Annotated in this window: 15 protein-coding genes, 3 tRNA genes and 1 riboswitch; of the genes, 3 read left to right on the forward strand and 15 right to left on the reverse strand. The window is 58.4% G+C overall.

What is annotated here, in order from left to right; all coding sequences use genetic code 11:
- Positions 1–201: 201 nt before the first annotated feature.
- Together ACW9JC_RS14360 and ACW9JC_RS14365 are read right to left on the reverse strand one after the other, a co-directional pair.
- Positions 202–278 (reverse strand) — tRNA-Arg (locus tag ACW9JC_RS14360).
- 218 nt (positions 279–496) lie between these two features.
- Positions 497–733 carry a hypothetical protein gene (locus ACW9JC_RS14365; RefSeq protein ID WP_457455578.1) on the reverse strand — a complete coding sequence of 79 codons (237 nt, stop codon included), beginning with the start codon at positions 731–733 and terminating at the stop codon, positions 497–499.
- 110 nt (positions 734–843) lie between these two features.
- On the opposite strand from ACW9JC_RS14365, the gene ACW9JC_RS14370 reads away from it, so the two are divergent.
- Positions 844–1170 carry an Arc family DNA-binding protein gene (locus tag ACW9JC_RS14370; protein WP_008154293.1) on the forward strand — a complete coding sequence of 109 codons (327 nt, stop codon included), beginning with the start codon at positions 844–846 and terminating at the stop codon, positions 1168–1170.
- 103 nt (positions 1171–1273) lie between these two features.
- Here ACW9JC_RS14370 and mgtE read toward each other — a convergent pair whose 3' ends face one another.
- Positions 1274–2716: a magnesium transporter gene (mgtE, locus tag ACW9JC_RS14375; RefSeq protein ID WP_416126056.1), complete on the reverse strand. Its 1443-nt coding sequence runs from the start codon at positions 2714–2716 to the stop codon at positions 1274–1276.
- A 320-nt stretch (positions 2717–3036) separates the two neighbouring features.
- Between mgtE and ACW9JC_RS14380 the strand changes: the two genes are divergently transcribed.
- Complete coding sequence (locus tag ACW9JC_RS14380; RefSeq protein ID WP_457455551.1) at positions 3037–3555, forward strand: cell envelope protein SmpA; 519 nt, start codon at positions 3037–3039, stop codon at positions 3553–3555.
- Between the two features lie 19 nt (positions 3556–3574).
- Here ACW9JC_RS14380 and ACW9JC_RS14385 read toward each other — a convergent pair.
- The 6 genes from ACW9JC_RS14385 to ltaE all read right to left on the reverse strand — a co-directional run bounded on the left by ACW9JC_RS14385 (position 3575) and on the right by ltaE (position 9390).
- Positions 3575–3651 (reverse strand) — tRNA-Arg (locus tag ACW9JC_RS14385).
- 107 nt (positions 3652–3758) lie between these two features.
- A tRNA-Ser gene (locus tag ACW9JC_RS14390) sits at positions 3759–3849 on the reverse strand.
- A gap of 62 nt (positions 3850–3911) precedes the next feature.
- Positions 3912–4100, reverse strand: coding sequence for a carbon storage regulator CsrA (csrA, locus tag ACW9JC_RS14395; RefSeq protein WP_002554426.1), 189 nt, complete (start codon positions 4098–4100; stop codon positions 3912–3914).
- A gap of 187 nt (positions 4101–4287) precedes the next feature.
- Positions 4288–5529: an aspartate kinase gene (locus ACW9JC_RS14400; protein WP_007971040.1), complete on the reverse strand. Its 1242-nt coding sequence runs from the start codon at positions 5527–5529 to the stop codon at positions 4288–4290.
- A 91-nt stretch (positions 5530–5620) separates the two neighbouring features.
- A complete protein-coding gene (alaS, locus tag ACW9JC_RS14405; RefSeq protein WP_457455554.1) occupies positions 5621–8239 on the reverse strand; it encodes an alanine--tRNA ligase in 2619 nt (872 codons plus the stop codon).
- A gap of 146 nt (positions 8240–8385) precedes the next feature.
- A complete protein-coding gene (ltaE, locus tag ACW9JC_RS14410; protein WP_457455556.1) occupies positions 8386–9390 on the reverse strand; it encodes a low-specificity L-threonine aldolase in 1005 nt (334 codons plus the stop codon).
- A 198-nt stretch (positions 9391–9588) separates the two neighbouring features.
- Positions 9589–9758: riboswitch (FMN riboswitch) on the forward strand.
- 103 nt (positions 9759–9861) lie between these two features.
- On the opposite strand from ltaE, the gene ACW9JC_RS14415 reads away from it, so the two are divergent.
- Positions 9862–10374: a 6,7-dimethyl-8-ribityllumazine synthase gene (locus ACW9JC_RS14415; protein WP_457455558.1), complete on the forward strand. Its 513-nt coding sequence runs from the start codon at positions 9862–9864 to the stop codon at positions 10372–10374.
- Positions 10375–10485: 111 nt separating this feature from the next.
- On the opposite strand, the gene astE is transcribed toward ACW9JC_RS14415, so the two are convergent.
- The 6 genes from astE to aruF form a co-directional block, all read right to left on the reverse strand.
- On the reverse strand, positions 10486–11496 hold the full coding sequence (astE, locus tag ACW9JC_RS14420; protein ID WP_457455560.1) for a succinylglutamate desuccinylase: 1011 nt from the start codon (positions 11494–11496) through the stop codon (positions 10486–10488).
- Positions 11497–11508: 12 nt separating this feature from the next.
- Complete coding sequence (locus tag ACW9JC_RS14425; protein ID WP_018926388.1) at positions 11509–11799, reverse strand: hypothetical protein; 291 nt, start codon at positions 11797–11799, stop codon at positions 11509–11511.
- 61 nt (positions 11800–11860) lie between these two features.
- Positions 11861–13207: an N-succinylarginine dihydrolase gene (gene astB, locus ACW9JC_RS14430; RefSeq protein ID WP_338582522.1), complete on the reverse strand. Its 1347-nt coding sequence runs from the start codon at positions 13205–13207 to the stop codon at positions 11861–11863.
- A 164-nt stretch (positions 13208–13371) separates the two neighbouring features.
- Positions 13372–14841 carry a succinylglutamate-semialdehyde dehydrogenase gene (gene astD, locus ACW9JC_RS14435; protein ID WP_457455576.1) on the reverse strand — a complete coding sequence of 490 codons (1470 nt, stop codon included), beginning with the start codon at positions 14839–14841 and terminating at the stop codon, positions 13372–13374.
- Positions 14838–15863, reverse strand: coding sequence for an arginine N-succinyltransferase (astA, locus tag ACW9JC_RS14440; RefSeq protein ID WP_338582523.1), 1026 nt, complete (start codon positions 15861–15863; stop codon positions 14838–14840). Before astA ends, astD begins: the two co-directional genes overlap by 4 nt.
- A gap of 79 nt (positions 15864–15942) precedes the next feature.
- A complete protein-coding gene (gene aruF / locus ACW9JC_RS14445; protein WP_110658821.1) occupies positions 15943–16962 on the reverse strand; it encodes an arginine/ornithine succinyltransferase subunit alpha in 1020 nt (339 codons plus the stop codon).
- Positions 16963–16964 lie beyond the last annotated feature (2 nt).

A 16964-nucleotide genomic window follows, 5' to 3' on the forward strand; every position in this document is an offset into this window, starting at 1 on the left:
CGCCGGAAGTGGGGCGAATTATAGACACCTGAGATCTGCCGTCAAGCACTGATTTGGTTTTTCAATCAAAAACGCGCAAAAAGCAGGGAGCGACCTATTTCCCTCTATATATAGAGGAAGGCCAGCGGAAATCAGGAGGCGCGTCTATAGCGGCCGCTTCTGATGGCCGGAAGAAACGAAGAGTGAGTAGCAAGGAAATAGTGGTGTCCCAGGGCAGGTTCGAACTGCCAACCTTCCCCTTAGGAGGGGGATGCTCTATCCAATTGAGCTACTGAGACACAAATTGCCCGCGAGAATACGCAGAGCGATAGACGGCGTGCATGTTAACGGGCACGCCTGCCTTTGTCATGTCATCCGTGGGCTTTTTAAGTGTAGGCAAGATGCCTTCTGAACCGGTAAAGATTCTCCGATCGATTGCCCCCACCTGATCAGCAACGCTCCACCCGATGGAAGCATCTGCCATCCATCCTAAATACCCCTCAAGACAAACCTTCTTCTAGTAAATCGGCCATTTGCCACTATCCTGTAAAGGTAAGGAACAGTAATCGAGTTCGTATGGTCTGACCTTCAGAGATTTGATAGCGGCTGCTGGCAGAGGATGCAGCCAGCGATATAGACCCGGCAGCATTCCAAACCAGTCCGCATTTCTGATAATTGGTGCTGGCAGAAAGCCTTTATTCAGTTCAATATTTGTCACAGAATTGACGCCAATGATCTGGCTACTTTGAGGCATGATTCGCACCTCTATCAATTCAGGTTGAACATTTGGCCAGACGGCTTGTCTTACCAGACATCCTGCGGCCAATCCCGAAAACCGCTCCCCTGAACTAACCGGTTAAATATATGCGCCCATTGAAACAGGCAATCTATTCCAGCCGCACGGCTGACAAGTTCGTCGTACGTCTGCCAGACGGAATGCGTGAACGCATTGCCGAGGTGGCTCGCAATCATCATCGCAGCATGAACTCCGAAATCATTGCGCGCCTTGAGCAGAGTCTTATTCAGGAAGGCGCACTGGGAGAAGAGTTGAGCATGCGCCTGGACAGCCCTGAGCTGTCATTGCACGAACGTGAGCTACTGCAACGCTTCCGCCAACTTTCCCACCGTCAGCAGAACGCCCTTGTTTCGCTGATTGCCCACGATGCTGAAATGGCCACCGACGCCTCCTGATTCACACTGAAAGCTCAAAGCCAGCCTGATCGCTGGCTTTTTTTTGCCTGAAATCCGGGCACAAAAAAACCCACCAAATGGCGGGTTTTTAATGAACAGAACGTCAGAGCAGGAAGATTGTCGCCAACCCCAGGAAGATGAAAAAGCCGCCGCTGTCGGTCATGGCAGTAATCATCACACTGGCCCCCATTGCCGGATCGCGTCCCATCTTCGCCAGGGTCATCGGGATCAAAACCCCCATCAACGCCGCCAACAGCAAGTTGAGCGTCATCGCGGCGGTCATCACCACGCCTAATGACCAACTGCCATACAGCAAATAGGCAACAACCCCGATCACTCCGCCCCATATCACGCCGTTGATCAACGCGACCGCCAACTCCTTGCGCATCAGACGCGAAGTATTGCCAGTACTCACCTGGTCCAGCGCCATGGCCCGAACGATCATGGTGATGGTCTGGTTACCCGAATTGCCGCCAATACCCGCCACGATCGGCATCAATGCCGCCAGCGCCACCAGCTTCTCAATGGAGCCTTCGAACAACCCGATCACCCGAGACGCTACGAATGCAGTGATCAAGTTCACTGCCAGCCAGGCCCAACGGTTACGCAGAGACTTCCAGACCGACGCAAAAATGTCTTCTTCTTCGCGCAGACCCGCCATGTTGAGAACTTCGCTTTCGCTCTCTTCACGAATCAGGTCGACCATTTCATCGATGGTCAGACGACCGATCAGCTTGCCGTTCTTGTCGACTACCGGCGCCGAAATCAAGTCGTAACGTTCAAACGCCTGCGCAGCATCGTAAGCATCTTCATCCGGATGGAAACTCACCGGATCACTGGCCATGACCTCGGAGACTTGCTTCTCGGGATCATTGACCAGCAAACGCTTGATTGGCAGCACACCCTTGAGGACGCCGTCGTAATCGACCACAAACAGCTTGTCGGTATGACCAGGCAGCTCCTTGAGACGACGCAGATAACGCAGAACCACTTCGAGACTGACATCCTCACGGATAGTCACCATCTCGAAGTCCATCAGCGCACCGACCTGCTCCTCATCATAGGAAAGGGCCGACCGCACACGCTCGCGTTGCTGGTTGTCCAGGGTCTCCATCAGTTCATGGACGACGTCTCGCGGCAGCTCGGAAGCCAGGTCAGCAAGTTCGTCGGCATCCATGTCCTTGGCCGCGGCCAGGAGCTCGTGATCGTCCATGTCGGCGATCAGGGTTTCACGGACAGAGTCGGATACTTCGAGAAGAATGTCGCCGTCGCGATCAGCCTTGACCAATTGCCAGAGCGTCAGACGATCGTCCAGCGGCAAGGCTTCAAGGATGTAGGCGACGTCGGCGGAGTGCAGATCATCGAGCTTGCGCTGCAACTCGACGAGGTTCTGCCGGTGGACCAGGTTCTCGACCCGGTCATGATGCGGGCCTTCCTGGCGGTGAGTCAGGTCTTCAACCACTCGCTGACGCTGCAACAGCTCAACAACTTGAGCCAGGCGGTCCTGCAAGCTTTCCTGCGTTTTCTTTACTTCAACTTCAGACATAGGCGAACTCCACTCCCAGCAGCGGGGCACGCCGGAAGGATCAATCAGTCAATTCATGATTGGAAAAACGGGGTATTGAGTAACTACTGGGTAAGTCCATGGAGGTATTCCACAAGCCCCGGCGGGGCTGACGGGCGCAATGATACACCGCCTGACGGTTTTAAATGTTAAAAAATCGCGGCTGAAACAAGCGCTTGCAAGACAAACTTGAGCGCAGTCCTGATCCTTCAATCTCCGACGACTCATCCTGAAAAGAAAACACACCACAGCAAAAAAATGCGACAGCTAAGCTTCAGGAGAACCGTCATGGAGGACGCTCGATGCCATCGAACATGAAGCATTTTTTTCTTATCGCCCTGCTCTCCCCGCCTTGGGCACTTGCCACGACCATTCACCGATGCGAAGCGCCCAACGGACGCGTCACCTTCACCACACTGAGTTGCACGACCGGCGACAGCCGTTCATCACACGAAATCAAAACCTTTACTCCGGGCAGCACAGTGACCGCTCTCATGCCTGAAGCGGAAACTCGCGGACCAGCAAGTGCAAAAATCAAAAGAAGAGTTCCAACTGTCGTCGGAAAGATCGAGGACAAATGCGGAAATCTGATCAGCGCCGGAGAGCGGCGCGAAGCAATCATCAATCAGCGGATTGTCGCAGGCATGAGCCAGCAAGATGTCGAAAGCGCTCTTGGCAAGCCGGACAGGATCAGCATTCGAAACTCGAGCACAAGTTACCGCTACGACACCAAGCGAGGTCGCAGTGCGCACATTGAGTTTGATGAGAAAGGATGCACAAAAGGAAAAGCCAAATCCCAGACGGCAAAAAGCCCGCATTAAATGCGGGCTTCTTGTTGTATGGTGCACTCGACAGGATTCGAACCTGTGACCGCTCGGTTCGTAGCCGAGTACTCTATCCAGCTGAGCTACGAGTGCATTTGTTGCCGCGCATTATAGGCCGTCTAATCTCTATGTCAAACACTTTTTCTAGTAATTTCAACAACTTACCGAAGAAGCCAGATTACAACGTACTACGCAAATAATGGCGGAGAACGGGGGATTCGAACCCCCGACACCCTTTTGAGGTGTACTCCCTTAGCAGGGGAGCGCCTTCGGCCACTCGGCCAGCTCTCCGCAACACGGGGCGTATATTAACCAGCTTCTTCCCCGTTTGCAAACATAAAAAACGATAAAAATTAATGGCTTGGTTCTTCGTCCTTCTCTTTCTTGATGCGCAGGTAGATTTCCTCACGGTGGACGGCCACCTCTTTCGGGGCGTTGACCCCGATACGCACTTGATTTCCTTTGACGCCGAGCACGGTCACGGTGATTTCGCCATCACCAATAATCAGGCTTTCTGCGCACCGACGAGTCAGAATCAACATACCTTTCTCCTCACGCCTTACATTTCAGGGACAACAGTCTGCAAAAAAAAGGCACTCGACCTACAACCAAAAGCGGTCATGGCCTACATGCCTGAGTATTGACTAGCGCGAGCAAAAGAACAGCCTCGGGGTCACGCCATTCAAAAAAACAAAAGGCGCGGTCAGACCGCGCCTTCTGGCAAACGCATCACTCGCCCTGGCGGGCCGGTGCGTCCAGTTCGAAAGCCGTGTGCAGGGCGCGCACAGCCAGTTCCAGGTACTTCTCTTCGATCACTACGGAGACTTTGATTTCCGAAGTCGAGATCATCTGGATGTTGATGCTTTCCTTGGCCAGGGATTCGAACATACGGCTGGCTACGCCTGCGTGAGAGCGCATGCCAACGCCGACGATCGATACCTTGGCGATCTTGGTGTCGCCCACGACTTCACGGGCACCCAGCTCGCCGGCGGTTTTTTCCAGCACGGCTTGTGCCGCCTGGTAGTCGTTGCGGTGCACGGTGAAGGTGAAGTCGGTGGTGTTATCGTGCGCGACGTTCTGCACGATCATGTCGACTTCGATGTTCGCGGCACTGATCGGACCAAGAATCTTGAATGCAACGCCCGGGATGTCTGGCACGCCACGGATGGTCAGCTTGGCTTCATCGCGGTTGAAAGCGATACCGGAAATGATCGGCTGTTCCATGGTTTCCTCTTCATCAATAGTAATGAGGGTGCCCGGACCCTCCTTGAAGCTGTGCAGTACGCGCAGCGGAACGTTGTACTTGCCGGCGAATTCCACCGCACGGATCTGCAACACCTTGGAACCGAGGCTGGCCATTTCCAGCATCTCTTCGAAGGTGATCTTGTCCAGACGCTGAGCCACGGACACCACACGCGGGTCGGTGGTGTAGACACCGTCGACGTCGGTGTAGATCTGGCACTCGTCAGCCTTCAAGGCTGCCGCCAGAGCCACGCCGGTGGTGTCGGAACCGCCACGACCGAGGGTGGTGATGTTGCCGTGCTCGTCGACGCCCTGGAAACCGGCGACAACCACCACGCGACCTGCTTTCAGATCACCGCGAATCTTCTGGTCATCAATCTGCAAGATACGCGCTTTATTGTGCGCGCTATCCGTCAGAATCCGTACCTGGTTGCCGGTGTAGGACACCGCTGGCACACCGCGCTTGATCAGCGCCATGGCCAACAGAGCAATCGTCACCTGCTCACCGGTGGAAACGATCACATCCAGTTCACGAGGAACCGGTTGACCATCACCACTGATTTGCTTGGCCAGATCGATCAGACGGTTGGTTTCGCCGCTCATTGCAGACAGCACAACCACCAGGTCATCGCCGGCATCGCGGAATTTCTTAACCTTGTCGGCAACTTGCTCGATTCTCTCGACGGTGCCGACCGAGGTGCCTCCAAATTTCTGTACGATCAAAGCCATTTCAAAGCCGCCTCTGCCCATGAAGGGCGCCCAAATAATCACTCAAACAGCGTTGCGGCCCGCCACTAGACTACGGGCCGCAAGCACTGCCTTATAAACCCTGCTCTACAAACGGAACGGTCAGCGCCAGTGCTGCGTCCAGAGCGCCGGCGTCGGTACCGCCGCCTTGCGCCATGTCTGGACGACCACCGCCCTTCCCGCCCACTGCCGCAGCGGCTTGCTTCATCAAATCACCGGCTTTGAGTTGGCCAGTCAGGTCTTTGGTTACGCCTGCAACCAGAACGACCTTTTCCTCATGGACACTGCCGAGCAGGATCACTGCGCGGCCGAGTTTGTTTTTCAGTTGATCGACCAGCGCCAGCAGCGCCTTGCCATCCTGACCGTCCAGACGCACGGCCAGCACTTTCACGTCCTTGACGTCCAGCGCCTGGGCCGACAGATCGTCGCCCGCCGCGCTGGCAGCCTTGGCTTGCAACTGCTCGAGTTGCTTCTCCAGCAGACGGTTGCGCTCCAGCACAGCCGACAGCTTGTCGATCAGGTTGTCGCGGCTGCCCTTGACCAGGTTGGCCGCTTCCTTGAGTTGTTCTTCTGCCGCGTTCAAGTAGGCCAGTGCCGCAGCACCGGTGACTGCCTCGATACGACGCACACCCGAAGCCACACCGCCTTCGCTGATGATTTTCAGCAGGCCGATGTCGCCGGTCCGGTTGGCGTGGATACCGCCGCACAGCTCGACGGAGAAATCGCCGCCCATGCTCAGCACGCGCACATTGTCGCCGTACTTCTCGCCGAACAGCGCCATGGCACCTTTCTGCTTGGCGGTTTCGATGTCGGTTTCTTCGGTTTCAACGGCGGAGTTCTTGCGAATCTCGGCGTTGACGATGTCTTCCAGCGCCTTGATCTGTTCTGGCTTGATCGCTTCGAAGTGGCTGAAGTCGAAGCGCAGGCGCTGACTGTCGACCAACGAACCTTTCTGCTGAACGTGGTCGCCCAACACTTTGCGCAATGCAGCGTGCAGCAAGTGGGTAGCCGAGTGGTTCAGCGAAGTGGCGTGACGCACGTCAGCCTCGACGTGAGTTTCCACCGGTGCGCCAACGATCAGACTGCCCGACGCCAGCACGCCGTGGTGCAGGAATGCGCCACCGGTCTTGGTGGTGTCACGCACGTCAAAGCGCGAAGCGCCAGCTTGCAGATAACCACAATCGCCAACCTGACCACCGGATTCGGCGTAGAACGGCGTCTTGTCGAGAACGATCACGCCCTCGTCGCCTTCACTCAAGACATCGACAGACTGGCCATCTTTGTAGATAGCCACGATTTTTGCCGAACCGCTGGTATCGGTGTAGCCGGTGAACTCGGTGGCCACGTCAACCTTGACCAGGGTGTTGTAGTCCAGACCGAACGAGCTGGCCGAACGCGCACGAACACGCTGGGCTTCCATCTCACGTTCGAAACCGATTTCGTCGATGGTCAGCTCGCGCTCACGGGCGATGTCGGCGGTCAGGTCCATCGGGAAACCGTAGGTGTCATACAGCTTGAAAACCACGTCGCCCGGCACCACGGTGCCTTTGAGTTCAGCCAGGTCCTGCTCGAGAATCTTCAGGCCGTGCTCCAAAGTCTTGGAGAACTGCTCTTCTTCGGCCTTGAGTACGCGCTCGATGTTGCTCTGCTGCTTCTTCAGTTCCGGGAAGGCTTCGCCCATTTCGGCGACCAGCGCGGCAACGATCTTGTAGAAGAAGCTACCGGTTGCGCCCAGCTTGTTACCGTGACGGCAAGCACGACGAATGATCCGGCGCAGCACGTAGCCACGGCCTTCATTGGACGGCAGGACGCCGTCGGCGATCAGGAAACCGCACGAGCGGATGTGGTCGGAAACCACCTTCAGCGAAGACTGATCGCCATTTTCACAGCCAATTGCCTCGGCCGACGCGCTCAGCAGGTTCTTGAACAGGTCGATTTCGTAGTTGGAATTGACGTGCTGCATCACCGCACTGATCCGCTCCAGGCCCATGCCGGTGTCGACCGACGGCGCTGGCAACGGATGCAACACGCCATCGGCGGTGCGGTTGAACTGCATGAATACGTTGTTCCAGATCTCGATGTAGCGGTCGCCGTCTTCTTCGGGCGAGCCCGGTGGACCACCCCAGATGTGGTCGCCGTGATCGTAGAAAATCTCGGTGCACGGGCCACACGGGCCAGTATCGCCCATGGTCCAGAAGTTGTCGGAAGCGTATGGCGCACCCTTGTTGTCGCCGATGCGGATCATGCGCTCGACCGGTACGCCGATTTCTTTGGTCCAGATGTCATACGCTTCATCGTCCGAGGCGTAGACGGTGACCCAGAGTTTTTCCTTCGGCAGCTTCAGAACACCGGTCAGGAAGGTCCAGGCGAAGGTAATCGCGTCGTGCTTGAAGTAGTCACCGAAGCTGAAGTTACCAAGCATTTCGAAGAACGTGTGGTGACGAGCGGTATAACCGACGTTTTCCAGGTCACTGTTCTTGCCGCCGGCACGCACGCATTTCTGGCTGCTGGTGGCGCGGGTATACGCGCGTTTTTCCTGGCCCAGGAAGCAGTCCTTGAACTGGTTCATCCCCGCGTTGGTGAACAGCAGGGTTGGGTCGTTGCCCGGAATCAAAGAGCTGGAGGCTACACGGGTGTGGCCTTGCTCTTCGAAGAAGCGAAGGAAGGCTTCACGGATTTCTGCGCTTTTCATTAGGTTCTTCCACGGAGGCTGCGGCCAAAGGCCTGTTCGAAACGTCAACAGACGAAACGACGGCAAAGGGCCGCATTATATCGGCCCTGCGCGCGGGGTACAGCGTGTTTATACGATAGAAACGGTCAATTGGACGGCTAACGCTATCACTTACGGGAAAAGTCGACGAATGTCGCGACGACCTGCTCGATTTGCGCACGGCTGACGTCCATGTGCGTGACCATGCGCAGACGTGCGGCGGCACTGAGCTTGACCCCACGTTCGGCGGCAAATGCCTTGAGCGCCTCGGCCCTGTCGCCCATCGCTACATAGACCATGTTGGTTTGCACCGGCTCGACCTCAAACCCCGCCGCGCGCAGGCCTTCGGCCAGCAATTGTGCATTGGCGTGATCGTCGGCCAGACGCTGGACGTTGTTGTCCAGTGCATACAGGCCCGCCGCCGCCAGAATCCCGGCCTGACGCATACCGCCGCCCACCATCTTGCGCAAGCGCCGTGCCTTGGCGATCAATTCAACCGAGCCGCACAACACCGAGCCCACCGGCGCGCCCAAGCCTTTGGACAGGCACACCGAGACGGAATCGAAATGCTGAGTAATCTCCCGCGCATCGACACCCAGTTTCACTGCCGCGTTGTACAGCCGCGCGCCGTCCAGGTGCAGTTGCAAGCCATGTTCGCGGGTAAAGCTGCGGGCGCGGGCCAGATATTCCAGCGGCAGGACCTTGCCCTGCATGGTGTTTTCCAGCGCCAGCAGGCGGCTACGGGCGAAGTGGAAATCATCGGGTTTGATGGCTGCCGCGACCTGATCCAGGTCCAGCGAGCCATCGGCCTGCACTTCCAGCGGCTGCGGCTGGATCGAGCCGAGTACCGCCGCGCCGCCACCTTCGTACTTATAGGTGTGGGCTTGCTGGCCGACGATGTACTCGTCACCACGCTCGCAATGCGCCATCAACCCCAGCAGATTGCTCATGGTGCCAGTCGGAACAAACAGCGCCGCAGCAAAACCCAACCGTTTTGCCAATTCGGCTTCCAGACGATTGACCGTCGGATCTTCGCCATAAACGTCGTCACCGGTGGCGGCGGTAGCCATCGCGTCGAGCATGCCGGCGGTGGGTTGGGTGACTGTGTCGCTGCGAAGATCGATAACGCTCATGAATCTGGCCTCGGTAAGCAGGGGAATATCCCTTTCAGGAAGGAGTTACTGCGGTCATACCGATGAATAATCAACCCTTGATCGTAGAAAAGGCGAGTCGATTCAACGAAAAAGTCGATGGCAATCATCTGAAAGCATCAATGCGCATGTAGGAAATATGTGTTAAAAACGCTGCGCCGCCAAACATTCCGGCGGCAAAAACGTTCTCAGGGCGGGGTGCAACTCCCCACCGGCGGTAATTGCGCGCAATGCGCATAGCCCGCGAGCGCTTGTCGCAGCACGGCTTCGGCGGTGATTGGCGGCAAGGTCAGCAGACCCGGTGTGATCCCGGGGCCGACGGTCATAGTCCGGATGAAGAGAGAACGGGATTATCGCCAGAGGGCCGTTCGCAGGCATTCATGCCGGCGTGCATACCCTCAAATCCCATTCGATTCATAACGCCCTGTTTTTCACACAAACAGGAGTCAGAACATGCAACCCACCGCAATCGACAGCAAAAGCAAAAACCATCAGGGCGAGCGCGTTGCGTTCATTCAGGCCTGCTGGCACAAGGATATTGTCGACCAGAGCCGTAAAGGCTTCGTCGCCGAAATGATTGCCCAGGGTTATCAAGAGTCCGACATCGATTTCTTCGAAGTCGGCGGCGCTTTCGAAATGCCTTTGCACGCCAAGTTGCTGGCCAAGACTGGTCGATATGCCGGCATCGTCGCGGCCGCGCTGGTGGTGGACGGCGGGATCTACCGCCACGAGTTCGTCGCCCAGTCAGTGGTCAGCGGCCTGATGCAGGTTCAGTTGGAAACCGAAGTGCCGGTGTTCTCGGTGTCCCTGACCCCGCATCACTTCCATGCTGGTGAAGAACTGCATCACAAGTTCTTCTTTGAGCATTTCGTGCATAAAGGTCAGGAAGCGGCGAAGACGTGTGCGGATACCCTGAGCAAGATTCGTGCGTTTCGTCGTACGGAGCCGCGTGCGGTAGCTGTCTGACACCAAACCGAAACCTGTAGGAGCTGACGAGTGCAACGAGGCTGCGATCTTTTGATCTGAAAGAACAAGATCAAAAGATCGCAGCCTTCGGCAGCTCCTACAGGGACTGTGTCAGGCCAAGTTTTCGTCGGTAGTCGGCACGATCAGGATGCCGGCGCGCAGGCCGTTCTTCACCTTGGGGTTCGGGAAGATGATCCGGGCGCCCTCTTCTTCGATGATCCAGCGGGTATTGGCGATGTCTTCCGCCAGCAGATAACCCACGTCCAACTCAGAAAAGTTCTCGATATCCGCCGGCAGGTTCAGGCGGAAGCTATCGCTGTGCTTGATGATTTCCCGTGCCACGCTGAACAACTGCAAACCGTCCAGCGCCGCGTCGGTCAATTCCGGCTCGGTGCCTTCGATGATTTGCTTGAGGCGGTTTTCCAGCAGCGAAACGTTGACCCCGGCGTTCTGCCCGAACGGCCGAGCCTTGCCCAATTCCAGGGTGAAAGCCTCGGCGCCGAGCTTGTCATAAGTGTAGGAACTGAAAACGATGGACGGTTTGTTCTGCAACAACACCGCTTCCATGCCTGCTGCCCGCAGGCGGGCCAGTTCCTGACGCGAATGCTGGCGATCTTCCTTCCACGGGTACAAGGCGAACTGCTCGATTTTCGAACCGCGAATCGCGGTGTGCAGATCGTAGTGCAGGCGCTGACGATCCGGCAGGCTGAAGAAACTCGCCGCCAGCCGCTCCAGTTCACAAGCACGCAGGGCTTCGGAGCCGCTGCTTTGTTCGTGACGGCCATTGAACAATCGATTGACGTCCTGCTCGACGAAACGCTCGCCTTTGCGAATCGCCTCGGGGTTGCCGAACAGGAACAGAATACGTGCGCGCGGCTTGAGGTCGCCGCGGGCGATGTCGTGCAACAGGCGATCAAGCAACTCGATCGGCGCTGTTTCATTGCCGTGGATCCCAGCTGAAAGCAGCAGGTCCAGGCCGTTGTCGCGGGCTTCAGGTGGCCGGACTTCCAGCGCACCTTCGCTCAACCAGCGCATCCGCACGCCTTCGACAGTCAGTTGAGTCTTCTCCGCCGGTTCGCGGCCGGCGAGGGTCAGTTCAAGCAGTTTGCCGAGGGCGAGCATAGAGCGTTTTCCTTAGTGGTCGTGATTGCAATCCGGGCCGTGAACGTGATCCTCGTCGTCGCCGAGGTCAGCCGGTTCCATCTCCAGTTGCAGACTTACCAGATTAGTCGCCAATGGGCGCAGCAGCAGGTTGGCGTATTCGGCGTCGCCTTCTTCAACGTCCACGCCGATCAGCAACTGGCCACGGCCGTCCTGCTGGATCCACAGCTCTTTGCCTTGCCACATGACTGCGACACGGGTGCAGGAAGTTTCCAGTTGCGTGCCGTCGGTGTCTTCAAGGATCAGCTGCAGGGTATCGCTCATGTGTTTACGCTCTCGTTTGAGATGAAGCGGCGCGCTGCCATGCGAGGCAACGCGCCGTCGATCAATTGATCTGGAATGGATAAACCGCGCCCAGTTTAAGGATTTGCGTCAGTTCATCCAGTGCCGTCCGGCACTCAAGCAGCAATTGCGGGTCCGCGAGATCGTTTTCGGTCATGCGGTCGCGGTAGTGCTTCTCGACCCATTCGGTCAGAGTGCCGTACAACGGTGCGGTCATGATAACCCCTTGATTGACCGCCGCCAGTTCGGTTTCGTTGAGCGCGACGCGCAACCTCAGGCAAGCAGGGCCACCGCCGTTCTGCATGCTCTGCTTCAAATCGAAGACTTTCACTTCGCGGATCAGGCCGCCGGAGCTGGTCAAACCCTGCAGGTATTGCCAGACGCGCTCGTTGCCACGGCATTCTTCCGGCACGATCAACAGCATGGAGCCGTCAGGACGCGACAGCAGTTGGCTATTGAACAGGTAGGAACGAACCGCGTCTTCCACGGTTACCGCGGAACGCGGAACGCAGACGGACTGAAATTTCCCACCGACTTTGGCGAGTTTGCTTTGCAGTTCAGCGAGCATCTGCTCGGTCTCGAGGAACGCGTCCTCGTGATAGAACAACACTTCACCGTTACCCACAGCGATTACATCGTTGTGGAACACGCCCTGATCGATCACCGAAGGGTTCTGCTGGGCGTAGACCACGCCGTCATCGCTCAAGCCATGCAGGCGAGCAACGGCTTGGGACGCTTCAAGAGTCTGGCGCGCCGGGTACTTCTGCGGTGCCGGGTAGCGGGTGTCGAACGCACTGCGACCGAACACGAAGAACTCGACACCGGCTTCGCCGTACTCACGGCAGAAACGCGTGTGGTTGGCCGCGCCTTCGTCACCGAATTGCGCCACGGCCGGCAAGGCGGCGTGGTGCGCGAAGTGCTTCTGATCGGCGAACATCGCCCCCAGCACGCGGCTGGTGGTCGGGTGCTCGATGCTGCGGTGATATTTGCAGTTGAGGTTGGCGGCGGTGAAATGTACGCGACCGTCCGCCGTGTCGGCGCTCGGGCTGACGGTGGCGGCGTTGGCCACCCACATGCTCGATGCCGAGCAACTGGCGACCAGCAATGGCATCGCTTCCTTGGCGGCGCGTTCGATCACTTGAGCGTCGGTGCCGCTGAAGCCCAGGCGGCGCAGTGCAGCCACATCCGGGCGCTCTTGCGGCGCCAGCACGCCTTGCTGAAAGCCCATTTCCATCAACGCTTTCATCTTCGCCAGGCCTTGCAGCGCGGCTTCCTTCGGATTCGAAGACTGTTGGCTGTTGCTCTGGGACGCGACGTTGCCGTAGGACAGGCCGCCGTAGTTATGGGTCGGCCCCACTAGACCGTCAAAATTGACTTCATAGGATTTCATCAGCGAGGCTCCACGAGAATTCTGTTGTTATAGGCTTCAAGTAACTATTCAGGGTGACCGCGGCGCGGCCATCGCGGGCAAGCCCGCTCCCACAGGTTCAGCGGAGTTCACACATTTTGTGTTCGACGCAGGACCTGTGGGAGCTGGCTTGCCAGCGATTGACATCACGCCATTTTCACGCCAGGCGTGAGGGACGCAGGCAACACCAGGCTCGGCGTTTCCAGCGAGGCCACCGGGTACGCGCAGTAATCCGCCGCGTAGTAGGCACTGGCGCGATGGTTGCCCGAGGCGCCGACGCCGCCGAATGGCGCGCTGCTCGCGGCACCGGTCAGTTGCTTGTTCCAGTTGACGATACCGGCGCGGCTTTCCAGCCAGAATTGCTGGTAGCGCGCTTCGGAATCAGACAGTAGGCCAGCCGCCAGACCGTAGGCGGTGTCGTTGGCTTCTGCGATCGCCGCTTCAAAATCAGCGTAGCGGATCACTTGCAGCAACGGGCCGAACAGCTCTTCGTCAGGACGATCGGCCACAGCGCTCACGTCCAGAATGCCGGGAGTCAGCAACGCCGACTGGGCTTGCGGCTGGGTCATTTCCAGCAGCGCAACGGCGCCGTTGGCCAGCAAATGTTCCTGCGCATCCATCAACGCTTTCGCCGCGCCAAGGGAAACTACCGAGCCCATGAACGGCGCTGGTTGCTGATCGAAAGCACCGACTTCAATGGTTGAGCTGACCGCCACCAGCCGCGCCAGCAACGAGTCACCCCAGGCACCTTGCGGCACCAGCAAGCGGCGGGCACAGGTGCAACGCTGGCCGGCAGAAATGAAGGCCGACTGAATGATGGTGTACACGGCGGCATCCAGATCGGCGACCTGATCGACCACCAGCGGATTGTTGCCGCCCATTTCCAACGCAAGGATCTTGTCCGGGCGACCGGCGAATTGCTGGTGCAGGTGATTGCCGGTGCGGCTGGAGCCGGTGAAGAACAGGCCGTCAATGCCCGGGTTCGCCGCTAGGGCGATACCGGTTTCACGAGCGCCTTGCAGCAGGTTCAACACGCCCGCTGGCAGGCCGGCTTCGATCCAGCACTTGACCGTCAGCTCGGCGACTTTCGGCGTCAGCTCGCTTGGCTTGAACAGCACACTGTTACCGGCCAGCAGCGCCGGCACGATGTGACCGTTCGGCAAGTGGCCAGGGAAGTTGTAAGGGCCAAACACCGCCACCACACCGTGTGGCTTGTGGCGCAGCACAGCGGTGGCGTCGCCCAATGGGCCGCTCTTCTCGCCGGTGCGTTCTCGGTAGCTCTGCACCGAGATCGCAATCTTGTTGACCATGCTGGTGACTTCGGTCGCGGCTTCCCACAAAGGTTTGCCGGTTTCTTCACCGATGGTGCGTGCCAGTTCGTCGGCGTTGTTTTTCAACGCGGCGGCGAAGGCTTCCAGCATCGAGATACGCTCTTCCAGCGTGCGGCGAGCCCAGCCCGGAAACGCCTGACGCGCCGCTTGCACAGCCGATTCGACCTGATCAGTGGTGGCGCCAGTCCCGGACCACAGCACTTGCTGGGTCACCGGGTTCAACGACTCAAAGACTTCGCCCTGACCGGCCAGCCATTCACCTGCAATGTATAGCGACTTCATTATTTCGACTCCCGAGCAGCGGACAACGGAACGGCGCGCACCTGATCGCCGGCGTTGAGTTGAAGACGTTTGGCGGTCTGCGGGTCGACCACCAGCGTGCCGGCGGCGAAGCGTGCCGGTGCGGCGGTGATCCGGCAGTCTTCGCGCTTGCGGTTGTGAATGATGAATGGCGTGGCATCGTCACCCGGTGTGCCGATGGCCAGCACCAGCGCCTGGCTGTCGCGTACCGCGCGAATTTTGCCGGTTTCGCATTCGATCGCCGGGCCGGCGTCGAAGATGTCGACGTAGCCTTGATAGCTGAAGCCTTCGCTCTTGAGCATCGACAACGCCGGCTCGGTGTCCGGGTGAACCTGACCGATCACGTTGCGCGCATCCGGCGACAGGAAGCAGGTGTACAGTGGGAATTTCGGCATCAGTTCGGCGATGAACGCCTTGTTGCCCACACCGGTCAGGTAGTCGGCCTGGCTGAATTCCATTTTGAAGAAGTGCCGGCCCAGGCTTTCCCAGAACGGCGAACGGCCGGCGTCATCGGACACGCCGCGCATCTCGGCAATGATCTTGTTGCCGAACAGTTGCGGGAATTCGGCGATGAACAGCATCCGCGCCTTGGACAGCATGCGGCCGTTGAGGCCAGTGCGGTAATCGGCGTGCAAGAACAGCGAGCACAGCTCGGAGTTACCGGTCAGGTCGTTGGCCAGGAACAGCGTCGGGATTTCGCGGTAGATGTTCAGCTCTTGCGAGGCACTGACCGTCAAACCGACGCGGAAGTTGTACCAAGGCTCACGCAGACCGACGGCGCCGGCTATGGCAGAAATGCCCACCACGCGACCGTCGTCGTCTTCGAGCACGAACAGGTAGTCCGCATCGCCCCGCCCGGCTTCGCCGCGAAAGGTCTTCTCGGCCCAGCCGACCCGATGGGCCAGCCGTTCTTCGTTGGCCGGCAATGTGGTCAGGCCGGTGCCGGTGCTGCGGGCCAGGTCGATCAGAGCGGGTAAATCGCTGCTGCGTACGGGACGAACGATCATGCTATCTCCTCAAACGGGCCGCTTGCGCCACCCGTGAAACTTCGCTGCTTTCTATACAAGCAATCAGGCCAGGCAGGCGTTAAACCGCTACCAGGCGCACGCTGGCACCTTCGCCGACGCCCAGGGCTTCGGCCGCTTCCAGATCCAGGGTCACGGGTTTGCCCGGCGCGTAATCGAGCTCGAGCATGACCGCGCGGTAATCCTGCAACTGCGCGTTGGCCACCAGGTACTGACGACCGACACCTTTGACCGGCTCGCCGATTTTCACCGGCACCACACGGCTCTGGGCGATCGAACGGATCCCCGAGACACGGGCGTGCAAGGTCGGGCCACCGTCGAAAATGTCGATGTAGTGATCGGTCTCGAAGCCTTCGCGCATCAGGATGTCGAAGGTGATCTGCGCCCGTGGATGCACCTGGCCCATGGCTTCTTGCGCGGAGTCCGGCAGCAGTGGCACGTAGATCGGGTAATGCGGCATCAATTCGGCGAGGAACGTACGGCTTTTCAAGCCACACAGACGCTCGGCTTCGGCGTAGTTGAGGTCGAAGAAGTTGCGACCGATGGCATCCCAGAATGGCGAGTCACCGTTTTCATCGCTGTAACCGACGATCTCGGTCACCACGGAATCAGCAAAACGCTCTGGGTGGCTGGCGACGAACAGCAAGCGGCCGCGGGAGTTGAGCTCCGACCACGGCGAACCCACCAGGTCGCGCTGCACGTAGAAACTGGTCAGCAAGCTGTTGCCGGTCAGGTCGTGGCACTGCGAGAGCACGTGGATCTTGTTGTGAATCTTCAGCTCGCGGGAAGCATGCACGAAGGTTTCGTTGCGGAAGCTGTAGAACGGCTCGGAATAACCGGCCGATGCGACGATCGCCGAGCAACCAACCAATTTCCCGGTGGTGCTGTCTTCGAGGACGAAGAAATAGCTCTCTTCACCGTTGAAGCTCACTTCGGCGGCGAACGAGGCTTCGCTCGCGGCGATCTTGTCGCTCAGGCGTTCAACGTCATCCGGCAAGGAAGTGACACCAATCGGGCTGTCCGCAGCCAGACGCTGTACCTCGCCCAGATCAGCCATTTGCGCGGGGCGCATCACCAGCATGG

This window comes from Pseudomonas sp. SDO5591_S426 (genome assembly GCF_054070755.1).